This is a genomic window from Roseovarius indicus, assembly GCF_008728195.1.
In the GTDB taxonomy this organism is placed as follows: Bacteria; Pseudomonadota; Alphaproteobacteria; order Rhodobacterales; family Rhodobacteraceae; genus Roseovarius; species Roseovarius indicus.
This window is the reverse complement of record NZ_CP031598.1, coordinates 1,145,706-1,160,086: the sequence shown is the minus strand read 5'-3', so window position 1 is coordinate 1,160,086 and position 14,381 is coordinate 1,145,706. Positions and strand designations below refer to the sequence as shown.

12 protein-coding genes are annotated in these 14,381 nt (G+C 65.7%); 5 read left to right on the top strand and 7 right to left on the bottom strand.

Annotation, left to right across the window (positions count from 1 at the left end; genetic code table 11):
• Positions 1-16: 16 nt before the first annotated feature.
• Genes RIdsm_RS05445 through ggt form a run of 5 tightly spaced genes read left to right on the top strand, consistent with a single transcriptional unit; the run spans position 17 to position 5,527 of the window.
• A complete protein-coding gene (locus RIdsm_RS05445) occupies positions 17-934 on the top strand; it encodes an ABC transporter permease (RefSeq protein ID WP_057820021.1) in 918 nt (305 codons plus the stop codon).
• A 4-nt stretch (positions 935-938) separates the two neighbouring features.
• Complete coding sequence (locus RIdsm_RS05440; protein ID WP_057820022.1) at positions 939-1,862, top strand: ABC transporter permease; 924 nt, start codon at positions 939-941, stop codon at positions 1,860-1,862.
• Entirely contained in the window at positions 1,859-2,890 is a 1,032-nt protein-coding gene (locus RIdsm_RS05435) for an ABC transporter ATP-binding protein (protein ID WP_057820023.1), read from the top strand. The genes RIdsm_RS05440 and RIdsm_RS05435 overlap by 4 nt, the downstream gene beginning before the upstream one ends.
• Positions 2,887-3,906 carry an ABC transporter ATP-binding protein gene (locus tag RIdsm_RS05430; RefSeq protein ID WP_057820025.1) on the top strand — a complete coding sequence of 340 codons (1,020 nt, stop codon included), beginning with the start codon at positions 2,887-2,889 and terminating at the stop codon, positions 3,904-3,906. Before RIdsm_RS05435 ends, RIdsm_RS05430 begins: the two co-directional genes overlap by 4 nt.
• A gap of 1 nt (position 3,907) precedes the next feature.
• On the top strand, positions 3,908-5,527 hold the full coding sequence (gene ggt, locus RIdsm_RS05425) for a gamma-glutamyltransferase (RefSeq protein WP_201455595.1): 1,620 nt from the start codon (positions 3,908-3,910) through the stop codon (positions 5,525-5,527).
• A gap of 9 nt (positions 5,528-5,536) precedes the next feature.
• On the opposite strand, the gene RIdsm_RS05420 is transcribed toward ggt, so the two are convergent.
• The 7 genes from RIdsm_RS05420 to RIdsm_RS05390 form a co-directional block, all read right to left on the bottom strand.
• Positions 5,537-6,187, bottom strand: a complete 651-nt coding sequence (locus RIdsm_RS05420; RefSeq protein ID WP_160325884.1) for an HAD family hydrolase — start codon at positions 6,185-6,187, stop codon at positions 5,537-5,539.
• On the bottom strand, positions 6,174-7,175 hold the full coding sequence (locus RIdsm_RS05415; RefSeq protein ID WP_160325885.1) for a GlxA family transcriptional regulator: 1,002 nt from the start codon (positions 7,173-7,175) through the stop codon (positions 6,174-6,176). The genes RIdsm_RS05420 and RIdsm_RS05415 overlap by 14 nt, the downstream gene beginning before the upstream one ends.
• 68 nt (positions 7,176-7,243) lie before the next feature.
• Positions 7,244-8,407, bottom strand: coding sequence for an iron-containing alcohol dehydrogenase (locus RIdsm_RS05410; protein WP_057820033.1), 1,164 nt, complete (start codon positions 8,405-8,407; stop codon positions 7,244-7,246).
• Positions 8,408-8,419: 12 nt separating this feature from the next.
• Positions 8,420-9,811 (bottom strand): aldehyde dehydrogenase family protein, encoded by a 1,392-nt coding sequence (locus tag RIdsm_RS05405; RefSeq protein ID WP_057820035.1) that lies wholly within the window; start codon positions 9,809-9,811, stop codon positions 8,420-8,422.
• 21 nt (positions 9,812-9,832) lie between these two features.
• Positions 9,833-11,194, bottom strand: a complete 1,362-nt coding sequence (locus RIdsm_RS05400) for a glutamine synthetase family protein (protein WP_057820170.1) — start codon at positions 11,192-11,194, stop codon at positions 9,833-9,835.
• Positions 11,191-11,946: an N-formylglutamate amidohydrolase gene (locus RIdsm_RS05395; protein ID WP_057820037.1), complete on the bottom strand. Its 756-nt coding sequence runs from the start codon at positions 11,944-11,946 to the stop codon at positions 11,191-11,193. The genes RIdsm_RS05400 and RIdsm_RS05395 overlap by 4 nt, the downstream gene beginning before the upstream one ends.
• The gene (locus RIdsm_RS05390) at positions 11,940-14,381 is read right to left on the bottom strand and encodes a GcvT family protein (RefSeq protein ID WP_057820039.1); all 2,442 of its coding nucleotides are present in this window, start codon (positions 14,379-14,381) and stop codon (positions 11,940-11,942) included. The genes RIdsm_RS05395 and RIdsm_RS05390 overlap by 7 nt, the downstream gene beginning before the upstream one ends.

Sequence of the window (14,381 nt, the reverse complement as noted above, 5' to 3'; positions counted from 1 at the left end):
GGGGCGGGTCTGAAGCATGCTTCGTTTCATCTTTAGACGCGCCGCGGTCGGGGTGCTGGTGCTGGTGGCGGTGGCCATCCTCACCTTCGCCCTGACCAACGCGGCCGTGGACCCCGCGCGCGCCATTGCCGGCGACAGCGCGACGGCGGACGACATCCAGGCGATCCGCGAGCTTTACGGGTTCGACCGGCCGCTTCACATACAATTCCTGGCCTGGGCGCAGGACATCCTTCAGGGCGACCTGGGCCAGTCCTATCGCCAGCGCCGCCCCGTTTCCGAGGTCGTGCTGGAGCGGCTGCCGGTGACGATGATCCTTGGCGCGTCGGCCTTCCTTCTGGCGGTGATCGTGGCGATCCCGCTGGGTATCCTGGCCGGGTTGAAGCCCAACTCGTGGATCGACCGCTGTGCGTTGACAATCGCGGTTCTGGGGCAGGCCATTCCGAATTTCTGGCTGGCACTGATGGGGATCGTGATCTTCTCGGTGCAGTTGCGGTTGTTGCCGGCCTCGGGCTCGGGGACGTGGCAGAGCTTCATACTGCCCTCGGTCGCGCTGGCCTATTACGCGATGCCGACGCTGATGCGGCTGACGCGGGCAGGGATGATCGATACGCTGCAATCGGATTACATTCGCACCGCGCGGGCCAAGGGGCTTTTGCCGCCGCAGGTGGTGCTGAAACATGCGCTGCGCAATGCGATCCTGCCGCTGGTGTCGGTCTCGGCGGTGCAGCTTGGCATGATGCTGGGCGGCTCGGTCGTGATCGAGACGATCTTTGCGATGCAGGGCATCGGCTACCTGGCGTGGGAGTCGATCACAATGTCGGACCCGCCGGTGGTGCAGGCCATCGTGCTGACCATCGCCTGTTTCTATGTTCTGCTGACGCTGACGGCGGATATTATCAACGCGTGGCTCGACCCGCGCCTGCGGGGAGGGTGAGCGCATGGCCAACGCACTCGACAGCGCGGCACAGAGCGAGCGGGACGACAACATCGCCCGGCGGCGAAGTGCGATCTCGCGCTACCTGGGCCATCGGAGCCTGATGATTGGCGGTGGCGGGCTGTTGCTGCTGGTGCTGATCGCGCTCTTCGCGCCGCTGCTGACATGGCATGACCCTTACATGCAGGACCTGACGAGCCGGCGCATTCCGCCGATCTGGCACGCGTGGTTCTACGGGAACGAGAAGGCTGGATGGCTGCATCCGCTGGGCACCGACCCGCTGGGGCGGGATTACCTGACGCGGTTGATTTACGGTGCGCGGATCTCGTTGTTCGTGGGCGGTTCGGTGGTGGCGGTGTCGTGCCTGATCGGGACGACGCTGGGCGTGGTGGCCGGGTATTTCGGGGGCAAGATCGACGCGGCCATTTCCTTCATCGTGACGACGCGGCTGTCGATGCCGGTGGTGCTGGTGGCGCTGGCGGTGGTGTCGATCTTCGACGGGTCGCTGAAGGTGGTGATCCTGGTGCTTGGGTTCCTGTTGTGGGATCGGTTCGCGGTGGTGATGCGGTCGGTGACCCTGCAGATCAAGAGCCAGGAATTCGTGACCGCCGCGCGGGCGGTGGGCTGTTCCAACCTGCGGATCATCCTGACCGAGATTTTGCCGAACGTGGCCAATTCCCTGATCATCGTGGCCACCATCGAGATGGCCGTGGCGATCATTTACGAGGCGTCGCTGTCCTTCCTGGGACTGGGCATTCAGCCGCCCCTGCCCTCGTGGGGGCTGATGCTGGCGGAGGCGCGGCCGGAGATCTTCTTTTCGGCGTGGATGATCACGCTGCCGGGGATCGCGCTGTTCCTGCTGGTGCTGTTCGTGAACCTGCTGGGCGACGGCGTGCGCGACATTACCGCACCGGAGGGCCGGGCATGAGCGGCAAGACGACAGAACCGGTGCTGGAGGTGGAGAACCTCAGCGTGGAGCTGCCCACGGCGACCGGGCCGCTGCAGGCAGTGCAGGATGTGGGCCTGAAGATCACGCCGGGCGAGACGCTGTGCGTGGTGGGGGAATCGGGCTGTGGCAAGTCGATGACCTCGCTTGCGATCATGGGGCTTTTGCCAAAGGCGGCAAAGGTGCCGCAGGGCCGGATCAGCTTCAAGGGGACGAACCTGCTGGAGCTCGGCCCGCGCGAGATGGCGACGCTGCGGGGTGATCGCATCGCGATGATCTTCCAGGAGCCGATGACCTCGCTCAACCCGGTGTTCACCATTGGCGACCAGCTGACCGAGACGCTGCGGCGGCATCGCAAGGTCACCCGCCGGCAGGCGGTGGAGCGGGCGGTGGAGCTGCTTGAACTTGTGGGGATCAGCGGGGCCGAGCGACGGCTGCGGCAATATCCGTACCAGTTGTCGGGGGGCCTGCGGCAGCGGGTGATGATCGCGATGGCGCTGATGTGCGACCCGGAGCTGCTGATCGCGGATGAACCGACGACGGCGCTCGACGTGACGATCCAGGCGCAGATATTGGGCCTGTTGAAGAAGATCCAGGATGAGCTGGGCACCGCCATCATGCTGATCACCCATGACCTTGGGGTGGTCAGCCGGATCGCCGACAACGTGGCGGTGATGTATGCCGGTCAGGTCGTCGAAAACGGCTCTGCGTCGCAGATCTTTAGCGATCCGCTGCACCCTTATACGCAAGGCTTGTTGCGGTGTATTCCTGTGCCCGGACGTACCAAGCGGGGCGCGCATCTGGGCACGATCGAGGGGATGGTGCCGAACCTCGTGGGCGAGATGGGCACCTGTCATTTCCTCGACCGCTGCGGTTTTGCGCATGAGGCGTGCCGGACGCGGATACCGCTGACGGAGCCGGCGGAAGCGCATTGTGTGCGCTGTGTGCGGGCACTGGAGGAGATGCGGGCGAGCCAGCCCCGTTTCGATGACGAGGAGGTGGCACGATGAGCGGTAAAGAACGCGGTCAGCCGATCCTCGAGGCGGAGGGGCTGACGAAGACCTACATGCTGTCCTCGGGCATGTTCGCGAAGAAGCGGGAGTTGCACGCGGTGCGCGGGGTCGATCTCGATATCCGGCAGGGCGACATCCTGGGGATCGTGGGCGAGTCGGGCTGCGGGAAATCCACCCTGTCGCGGATGCTGTTGGGGCTGGAGGCGCCGACGGCGGGACAGGTGAAGATCGGCGGTCAGCCCATCGAGGAGATCGGGCGCGCGGCGCTGTCGCGGAAGGTGCAGCCGATCTTTCAGGATCCGTTCTCGTCGCTCAACCCGCGCAAGACGATCGAGTCGATCATATCCCTGCCGCTGCGGCTGCACGGGATCGGCGATGCGGCATCGCGCAAAAGGGAAGTGCGCGAGATGATGGAGCGGGTGGGCCTGCCAAGCCGGGTGGCGCGGGGATATCCCAGCCAGCTTTCGGGCGGGCAACGGCAGCGGGTGTCGATTGCCCGTGCGCTGATCACCCGGCCCGATATCGTGATCTGCGACGAGCCCACCTCGGCGCTCGACGTGTCGGTACAGAGCCAGATCCTGAACATGCTGCAGGATCTGCGGAACGAGTTGAACCTAACCTACGTGGTGATCACCCATGACCTTGCGGTGATCGAGCACCTGGCGACGGAGATCGCCGTGATGTACCTTGGCCGGGTGGTCGAGCGTGCCGAGACGGGGCGGTTTTTCGACGACCCGCAGCACCCCTATAGCCAGGCGCTTCTGAAATCGGTGATGACACCCGATACCAGCTTGAGCATTCCCGAGCTTGGCCTTGGCACCGCCTTTCCCGACCCGGCCAACCCGCCATCGGGCTGTGCCTTTCACCCGCGCTGTGCCAAGCGGTTCGAGGGCTGTGACCGTATTGCGCCCAGCCCGGTGCCGCGCGACGGCGGGGGCCACGTGGAATGCCGTCTTTTCGAAACGCCGGATGCCGGCGCCCAACAAGAACCTGCGATGACAGAGGAAATTTGAGATGAGTCACCCCTATGGTAACGGAATGGTCGTGTCGCCACAGCCCGAGGCATCGGAGGCCGGTCTCGAGATCCTGCGCGCGGGGGGCAATGCGGTGGATGCCGCCATCGCCATGGCCTTCGTGCAGGGCGTCGTCGACCCTATGATGTGCGGGATTTCGGGCTTCGGGAGCATGGCCGTCTATGACCCGAACACGGGCAAGCACGAGTACATCGATTTCCACTCGCCGGCGCCCGGCGCCGCAACGGGGGACATGTGGGAAGACCTGATCGAGGGCGAGGCGCGCGACGGGTACGGGTTCATCCTGAAGGGCCGGGTGAACGATATCGGCTACAAGTCGATCTGTGTGCCGGCTTCGCTCAAGGCCTATGCGACGGCGCATGAGCGGCATGGCTCGATGCCGTGGAAGGATTTGCTGAGCCGGGCGATCCGCTGGGCCAGTGAGGGTTGGACAGTGCGGCCGCATGTGGAGTTCTTCTGGTCGCAGCCCGCCATCATGGGGCGTGTCGCCAACTACGAACGCCTGTCCTACACGCCGGCGGCCAAGGCGCTTTACTGTCGCGAGGATGGCACGCCCAAGAAGGTGGGCGACCGGGTGGTGAACCCGGACCTGGCCAATACGCTGTCGATCATCGCCGAGAAGGGGGCCGACGCCTTCTATACCGGCGAGATCGCCGAGAAGATCGTGGCGGACATGAGGGCCAATGACGGGCTTGTCAGTGCTGAGGACCTGGCGGGGTACGAGCCGCAGATTCATGAGCCGGTCGTGTCGGATTATCGCCAGTACAGGGTCACAACGAACCAGCCGCCGGGCGGCGGGCTGATGCTGTCGCTGATGCTGAATATCCTCGAGCATTTCGACCTGGCGGCAATGGGCCATAACAGCGTCGAGTATCTGCGGGTCGTGTCGGAGGCGATGAAACGCGCGACGATCGACAAGGACGCGGGTATCGGCGACCCGGATTTCATGGATGTACCGGCGGAGAAGCTGCTGTCGAAGGAGTACGCCGCCGAGTGCGCCGAGCGCATCAAGCAGGGCGAAAAGGCCGAGGTGCCGCGGTTCGACCCGGCGTCGCAATGCAAGGACACGACGCAGGTCACGGTGGTCGACAAGGACGGTCTTTGCGTGTCGATGACCCATTCTCTTGGAATGCCGTCGGGGGTTGTGACCGAGGGGCTGGGCTTCATGTATAACGGCTGCATGGGGGTCTTCGACCCGCGGCCGAACCAGCCCGGGTCGATCGCGCCGGGCAAGGCGCGGTTCAGCTCGATCGTGCCGAGCATCATCTTCGACGGCGACGCGCCTTACGTGGTGATCGGCGCGCCCGGGGCGACGCAGATCGCCATGGGGGTGCTTCAGGCGACGCTGAACGTGCTCGATTTCGGCTGTACCATGCAGGAGGCCGTGTGGCGGCCGCGCTTCTCGGCCACAAGCAACGCCATCGACGTGACGAACCGCATTCCGCATTTCGTGACGGACGAGCTTGAGGGGATGGGCTACGAGGTGATCCGCAACCCGCACAGCTTCGGGATTGCGTGGGTGCATGGCATCCGGATCACCGAAGACGGGCTTGATGGGGGCGCGGACCCCGGTGCGGATGGCGTGACGCTGGCGGGCTGAGCCTGCCGGTCAGCGCGTGGGCTGCAGAAGGCGGTGCAGGTGGTCTGACAGCTCTTCGGGGCTGTGAGCCACGATGCTTGCGCCGTGGGCCGTGAGGCGGTCTTCCGATTGCCAGCCCCAGGCGACGCCGACGGATGGGACGCCCGCCGCGATGGCGGCGGTCATGTCGCTGGTGGCGTCGCCGATCATGGCGCGGAGGTCGTGCGATTTCAGGATGGCTTTGAGTTTCTCGGTCTTGCTGCCGGCGTGATCGCGGCCGTGGATTTCGGTGACGTGGGGCGTGAGGCCGTGATGGTCGAGGAAGCGGCGGATCACGGTTGAGGCGGAGGCGCTGAGGATGTGGATCTGGGCGTGGGTCGAGAGCGTTCCGAGGAGGTGATCCATGCCGAGGACGAGTGGGGCGCACTGATCGGTCGTGGCGACGTGATCGGTGACACCGGCGGCGAAGGCATGGGGATCGAGGCCGCAGGTTTCGGCGAGAGCTTCGAAGGTGACGGGTTCGAGTTCGCCAAAGGGGTTGTCGGGGAGCATGCCGGGCCAGCCCATATCGGCCGCGACGGTGCGGCAGGCGGCGGTGCAGAGGCCGAGGCTGTCGGCGATGACGCCGTCGAAATCGAAGGCCAGCACGGGCAAGCCGGGGAGAGGATCAGTAATCGGCATTGACTTCATGCAGGATCGGGGCCGGACCGTGGGCGGACCGGCTGCGTTGCCGCTCGGCGCGGGGGGAGGTTCCGTAGACGGTTTCGTAATGCTTCTTCAGAAGCTGGGTGTTGCCGAACCCGCAATAGGCCGCGACCTCGACAAGGCTGTGATCGCTGTAGCGTAAAAGCTGGCGGGCGCGGGAGAGGCGGATGCGGCGGTAGAACCTGTCGGGGGTGGCGCCGAGCTCGGATTTGAACTGGCGTTCGAGGGCGCGGACGCTGGCACCGACCTTGGCGGCCATTTCGCGGATGCGCAGGGGTTCGGAGATGTTGTCGTTCATCAGCGCGATGGCCTGAAGGAGAAGCCGGTTGGAGGTGCCGTAGCGGATATGCGGGAGCACGTCGAGGCTGTCGCGGCCGTCGCGGATGCGGTCGATGACCATGCGGGTGGCAACGTCGAGCGCGAGGGCGGGGCCGAGGGAGTGCTCGAGCATGGCGAGCATCATGTGGGCGCTGGCCGCGCCGCCGGCGCAGGTGGAGATGCGATCGCCCGGTTCGAAGATGCTGTCGGTGACGGTGAGGCGCGGGAAGGTTTCGCGCAGTCGAGGCGTGTCTTCCCAGTGTGCGGCGCAGCGACGGTTGTCGAGCAGGCCGGTGCGGGCGAGGACCATGACGCCGGAGGAGACGGCGCGAATGTTGCCGCCCTGACGGTAGTGGAAGCGGAGCCATTTCTCGGCGGGGGCGGTGGTTACGGGGTCGGCATTGGTGGCGGCGAAGAGCACGACTTCGTCGGGGGTATCGAGTTCGTCGAGGGTGAGGTCGGCGAGCGTGGTGACGCCGTTGGAGGCCGTGACCTGACGGTCGGTGGTGCCGACGAGGGTCCAGGTGAAGTGCTGGCGCCCAGTGATGATGTTGGCGCTGCGCAGCGGTTCCAGCGCGGCGGAGAAAGAGTAATGCGAAAAGCCGGGAAGGAGCAGAAAGGCGATGTGACGCGATGCCTTGTCCACAGAAATGTGGGAATTCCTGAAGGATCTGTGCATCTGTCCCATCGCCCCTGCCCTTTCCTTCTGTCCTGTCAGCTGCCGTCGAGGGCGGCGCGGAGGACCGACTTGATGTCGGTCTCGCTGAGTTTCTTGGGGTTGCCGGAGGCGGTGGGGTCGACCACCGACATGGCCGCAAGCGTGTCGAAGCGGCTGTCGTCTGTGACGCCCAGCGCCTTGATGCCGGAGGGGATGCCGACCTCTTCGCGCAGGTCGAGGACGAATTGCAGGAAGCCGTCGAAGCTGGCCTCGGGCAGTTGCAGCCAGGCGGCGAGCCGTTCGATGCGGGTTTCGATGACGTCGCGGTTGTGGCGCAGCATGTAGGGCATGACGACCGCATTGGTGAGCCCGTGGGGCGCATCGTAGAGCGCGCCGATCGGGTGGGAGACGGCGTGGATGCCGCCCAGCCCCTTCTGGAAGGCGACCGCACCCATGGCGGCGGCGGACATCATGGCCGAGCGGGCCTCGATATTGCTGCCGTCGCGGACGGCGGTGGCGAGGTGCTCTTTCACCAGCCGCATGCCTTCCACGGCGATGCCTTCGGACATCGGGTGGTAGGAGGGGGCGCAATAGGCCTCTAGGCAGTGGGCGAAGGCATCCATCCCGGTGCCGGCGGTGATCGCGGGCGGCAGGCCGATAGTGAGTTCCGGGTCGCAGATCACGGCCTTCGGCATCATCTGGGGGTGGAAGATGACCTTCTTGGTGTGGGTCTCTTCATTGGTGATGACGCCGGCACGGCCGACCTCGGAGCCGGTACCGGAGGTGGTGGGCACGGCGATGATCGGGGCGATGCCGTCGGGGTTGGCGCGGGTCCACCAGTCGCCGATATCCTCGAAATCCCACATTTCACGGGTCTGGCCGGACATGAAGGCGATGACCTTGCCCACGTCGAGCGCCGAGCCGCCGCCGAAGGCGACGACCCCGTCATGGCTGCCGGAGCGGTAAGCGTCGACGCCGGCGGTGACGTTGGAGGCGACGGGGTTGGGGCGGACATCGGAATAGACCGCCGTTTTGAGCCCGGCCTTTTCGAGTGCGGCGAGCGCCGCCTTGGTGATCGGCAGGTCGACGATGCCGGGGTCTGTGACGAGCAGCGGGTTCGACATGCCCGCCGCCTTGCAGACATCGCCCAGCTCGGCGATGCGACCGGGCCCGAAGTGGATTTGGGTGGGGTAAGACCAGTTGGCCGTGAAGGTGGTCATGATCGTGGTGCCTCAGATTGCGTGACGGAAGTGGTAGGACTTGGGGCGCGTCAGGGCTTCGTAGCCGACGCGGCTGAGCGTGGTGCCGCGGCCCGAGTGGCGGATGCCAGTCCAGGCGAGCGCCGGGTCGAGGTAGTCGCAGCGGTTCATGAAGATCGTGCCGGCCTCGACCTGAGGGGCGAGTTGTTCGACGCGGGCCAGGTCGCGGGACCAGAGAGAGCCGGTGAGGCCGAATTCGCTGTCGTTCATGAGGCGGATGGCCTCGGCGTCGTCGGCGACTTTCATGATGCCCACGACCGGGCCGAAGCTTTCGTCGGTCATAACCGACATGGAGTGATCGACATTCGAAAGCACCTGCGGGGCCATGTAAGGCGTGCCCTTTGCGTCGCGGCTGAAGGCGGAGGTGTCGACGCAGGCGCGGGCGCCGGCGGCAACGGCCGCGTCGATCTGGCCGCGAACGAAGTCGGCGGCGGAGGTGCGGACGAGAGGGCCGAGATTGGTGGCCGGGTCGAGGGGCGTGTCGAGGGTGAAGCTGCGCTGGACGAAAGCGGCGAGCCCTTCGACGAAGGCGTCGTGCAAATCGGCATGGACATAGATCCGCTCGATTCCGCAACAGGACTGGCCCGAGTTGAAAAAGGCGCCGTCGGCGAGGTTCTCGATGGCGAAATCGAGGTCGGCATCGGCGAGGACATAGGCCGCATCCTTGCCGCCGAGTTCCAGCCCGACGCCGGCGAAGGTGCCGGCGGCGGCGGTTTCGATGGCCGCGCCTCCGCCCACCGAGCCGGTGAAGTTCACTTGGTCGGCGAGGCGTTCGCGGATGAGGCCGGCGGTCTGGTCATGGGTGACGGCGATGTTGGCGAAGAGGCCGTCGGGGAGGCCCGCCATTTCGGCCGCGCGGGCGAAGCGTTCGCCGGTAAGGAAGGTCTGCTCGGCGTGCTTGAGGACGACGGCGTTACCCGCCATGAGCGCCGGGATGATCGAGTTCACCGCAGTGAGGTAGGGGAAGTTCCACGGGGCGAGGACGAAGACGACGCCCAGCGGCAAGCGGTTGATGGCGCGGGTGAAGCCTTCCTTGGGGCCGACGTCGATGGGTGCAAGCGCGTCTTCGGCGATGGCGATCATGTGGCGGGCGCGTTCCTCGAACCCGCCGAGTTCACCGGCGCCCTGGCTGATCGGGCGGCCCATCTGCCAGGCGAGCTCGGTGGCGATCTCGTCTTTCATCGAGAGCATCGCATCGACCATGGCGGTGCAGTATTCGGCGCGTTTGGCGATGGGGAGCGCGGCCCAGTCGGCCTGGGCGCGGCGCGCGGCGGCGAAGGCCGTGCGGGCGTCGGCATCGGTGGTCACGGCGCGTTCGGCGTACACGCTTCCGTCCACCGGCGAGGTGCAGGTGAATTTCGTCATTCGAGTTGTCCCTTGGTCAGATCAGATGATTTCGAAGTATCGCGCCATTTCCCAGTCGGTGATGGCCTTGCGGAACTCGCGTTCCTCCCATTCGCGGGTGGCGGCGTAGTGGTTGACGAAGGCATCGCCGAAAAGCTCGCGCGCCGGATCGGAGGCCTTCAGGCGCTCGGCTGCTTCCATCAGGGTGCGGGGGAGTTGCAGTTCCGGCGGGAAGGTCATGTCGTAGGAGCTGCCCACGACCGCCTCGGAGGGTTCGATCTTGTTGCGGATGCCCCAGAGGCCCGAGCCGATGGAGGCGGCAAGCGCGACGTAGGGGTTAATGTCGGCCGCGGCGATGCGGTATTCGACCCGCTGCGACTTGGGCGAACCGGGGATGGCGCGAAGGGCGCAGGTGCGGTTCTCGACGCCCCAGCTGGCATCGGTGGGCGCCCAGAAGCCGGGGATGAGGCGGGTGTAGGAATTGACCGTGCAGGCGACCATGGCGAGGAGTTCGGGCATCAGCTTCTGCTGACCGCCGATGAACCAGCGCATCTCGTCCGACATGGTGTCGGGTTTGTCGGGGTCGTGGAAGACGGACGTGCCATCCTTGCGGGTCAGGGACATATGCAGGTGGCCAGACTGGCCGGGCCAATCGGGCGACCACTTGGCCATGAAGGAGGCCATCCAGCCGCGCCGCTGGGCCAGCGCCTTGACGAATGTCTTGAACATCGCGGCCTTGTCGGCGGCAGAGAGCGCCCCGTCGACGGCGAGAGCCGCTTCAAGTACGCCCGGGCCGGTTTCGGTGTGCAGGCCCTCGATCTCGAAATCCATGTCGAGGCCGAGTTGCAGGAGCTCGTGGTAGAAATCGGAATGCACCGTGCTGCGCAGCATCGAATAGCCGAAGAAGCCCGGCGTGATGTTCTTGAGGTCGCGGTAGTTCTTTTCGCGCACCGAGTCGGGGGTTTCGTCGAAAACGAAGAATTCGAACTCGGCCGCGGCGGAGACATCGTAGCCCATTTCCTCGGCCTGGCTCAGGACACGGCGGAGGGCCCCGCGCGGGCAGACCTCTTCCCATTTGCCGGCGAATTCGCAGAGGAAGAGCGGCGTGTTCTCCTCGAACGGGATGTGGCGCATGCTGTCGGGGAGGACGCGGAGGTCGGCATCCTGGTAGCCGGAGTGCCAGCCGGTGATCTCGACGTTGTCGTAGAGCTGGTCGTTGCTGTCCCAGCCGAGGACGACATCGCAGAAGGCGAGGCCCTTTTCGGCGGCGGAGATGAATTTCGACGCACTGACATATTTGCCGCGCATCACGCCGTCGACATCGACGACGGCGAGTTTCACGTGTTTCACGCCGCTGTCGCGGACATAGGCGATGGCCTCTTCGGTGGTCTTGGGGGTGGTCATGGTGTCCATCCTTCTATCGCTTCCATCAGGATGCGGGCCCAGCGGGTGCAGTCCGCCTCGGTGGAAATCAGGTCGTTGCGAATTTCGATCATTACGGTCGGCAGGCCGCTGCGGGTGCCGTGCCGGTCAAGGGTCCAGTAGACCCCGTCGGAGGGGGCGTAGGGTTCGTTCTCGCCCACATTGAGGTCGCCCCGGGCGCGCAGGCGGGTCAGCATGTGGTCGGCAAGCCGGCGGTCGGCGTCGAAGAGGACACCGATTTCCCACGGCCGGGTGATGCCATTGTAGACGGGCGTGAAGCTGTGGACCGCGATCAGCGAGGGGGTACGCGGGCGGGCCGCGATCACCTCGGAAAGGCGGGTGTGGAACGGGTCGTAGGCGGTGCGCATCCGCTCGTCCCTGCCCGCCTGATCGAGGGTCCGGTTGGCGGGGATGTCGTAGATTTCCGATTGCCCGCGCATGATGTCGGGGGCGTCGGGCGCGCGGTTGCAGTCGACCACGAGGCGCGAGACGTTCGAGAGCACGCAGGGCGCGTCGATGGAGGCCGAGAGGCGGCGGGTGACCTCGGCGGCGCCCGGATCCCAGGCGGCGTGGGAGGCGCGCGCCTCCTCCGACAGGCCGAGACCGGCGTAGCGCGCGGGGATCCGGTTGGAGGCGTGATCGCAGATCACGACCCAATCCCCCGCGCCGGTCAGCCGCTCGGCCGAGACCGCTGGCAGGTCGTCGTCATCGTCGGAGGCTGCGCCTGTCAGCATTTCACCCGTTCCATTTTCGGGTCGTATAGCGGGCCGAGCTGAACTTTGCACGGCACGCGGTCGGTTGCGACCTCGAGTTCGTACTCACCGCTCAAAACATGATCACGGTCGATCACCTCGTTGGCGCGGACATAACCATAGCCAATGGATTTGCCGACGGTGTAGCCAAAACCGCCACTGGTCAGCCAGCCGACACGTTCGCCGTCGCGGTAGATGGTCTCGCGGCCGGAGAGCACGACGTCGGGGTCGGTGGTGAAGCAGGCGAGGATCTTCTTGACGCCCTGGTCACGCTGGGCCTCGGCGGCCTTGCGGCCCTTGAAGTCGATGTTCTTCTTCAGCTTCACGGCCCAGCCAAGGCCGGCCTCGGCCGGTGTGTGGTCGGCGCCGATGTCGGAGGCCCAGGCGCGGTAGCCCTTTTCGAGGCGGAGGCTTTCGATGGCACGGTAGCCGGCGTCGCGGAGGCCGTGGGGTTGGCCCGCCTGCATCAGGGCGTCATAGACGGTGGTGGCATATTCGACGGGGAGGTGAAGCTCCCAGCCGAGCTCGCCGACATAGGTCACGCGCATGGCCCGGACCGGGCAGCCGGCGATACCGATGATGCGGGCAGTGCCGAAGGGAAACGCCTCGTTCGAGATATCGTCGCGGGTGATGGATTGCAGGATGTCGCGGGCTTTCGGGCCCATGAGGGAGAGGACCGCGTTGGAGGAGGTGACATCGACCAGTTGAGCGTTCATCCCCTCCGGGATGTTGCGCGATATCCAGTCGAAATCGTGCGTGGCATAGCCGGTGCCGGTGACGATGTAGTATTCGTCTTTCGCGACGCGCACGGCGGTGAGGTCGCATTCGATGCCGCCGCGGTCGTTCAGCATCTGGGTGTAGATGATCGAGCCCACCGGCTTGGCCACGTCATTGGCGGCGATCCAGCTAAGGGCGGCTTCGGCGTCGGGGCCCTTGAGGGTGAACTTGGCAAAGGAGGTCTGGTCGAAGACCACGGCAGCCTCGCGGCAGGCCTTGTGCTCTTCGCCCACGGTGTCGAACCAGTTCTGGCGGCCGAAACTGTAGATATCCTTGGCTTCCACGCCATCCGTGGCGAACCAGTTTGGGCGTTCCCAACCCAGCTTTTCGCCGAAGCAGGCGCCCTTGGCGGCCAGCTTGTCGTAGAGCGGCGACTTGCGGCAGGGGCGGCCGGAGCTGTGTTCCTCGAAGGGCCACGCCATGGTGTAGTGCTTGCCATAGGCCTCGACCGTGCGGGTGCGGACCCAGTCGGTGTCGAAATGGGGCCGGCCGAAGCGGCGGATGTCGACGGGCCAGAGGTCGAAGGGCGGCTCTCCCTTGGCGACCCATTCGGCGAGCGCCATGCCGGCACCGCCGCCGGCGGCGATGCCATAGGCGTTGAAGCCCGCGCCCACGAAGAAGTTCTTCAACTCGGGCGCCTCGCCGATGATGAAATTGCCGTCGGGGGTGAAACTTTCGGGCCCGTTGACCAGCTGCTTGATACCGGCCGTTTCAAGAGCGGGCACGCGGCCCAGCGCCAGTTCGACGAGTTGTTCGAAATGGTCGAAATTGGAGTCGAGCAGGGTGTAGTGGAAGCCCTTGGGGATGCCGTCGACGGCCCAGGGGATGGGGTTCGGCTCGTAACCGCCCATGACGAGGCCGCCCACCTCTTCCTTGTAGTAGGTCAGGCGGTCGGGGTCGCGCAGGGTGGGCATGTCGGAGGTGACGCCGTCGATCTGCTCGGTCACCATGTACTGGTGCTCCATCGGCGCGAGGGGGACGTTGACGCCCACGGTCTTGGCGAAGGTACGGGTCCACTGGCCACCGCAGAGGATGACCTTCTCGCATTCGATAAAGCCCTTCTCGGTGGTGACGCCCTTGATGACGCCGTCTTCGAGCTCGATCTGGGTGACCTTGGTGTCCTCGATGATGGTTGCCCCGGCCTGCCGCGCGCCCTTGGCGAGCGACAGGGTGATGTCGGAGGGGTTGGCCTGCCCATCGGTGGGCATGTAGGCGGCGCCGACGAGATCGTCGGTGGTCATCAGCGGCCAGAGTTCCTTGGCCTCGGAGGGCGTCAGGAGCTGCATGTCGAGGCCGAAGGAATGGGCGGTGGTGGCCTGGCGCTTGACCTCGGTCCAGCGTTCCTCGTTGCAGGCAAGGCGAAGGCCGCCGTTCATTTTCCAGCCGGTGGCCTGCCCGGTCTCGGCCTCGAGCTTGTTGTAGAGGTCGACAGAATAGCCCAGCAGCTGAGTGATGTTCGCGTTGGAACGGAGCTGGCCCACGAGGCCCGCCGCGTGGAAGGTGGTGCCCGAGGTCAGTTTCTTGCGCTCGAGCAGGACGACATCTGTCCAGCCCATCTTGGCAAGGTGGTAGGCCGTGGAGCATCCCACGATGCCGCCGCCGATGATGACCGCCTTGGCGCTGGTCGGAAATGTGCTCAT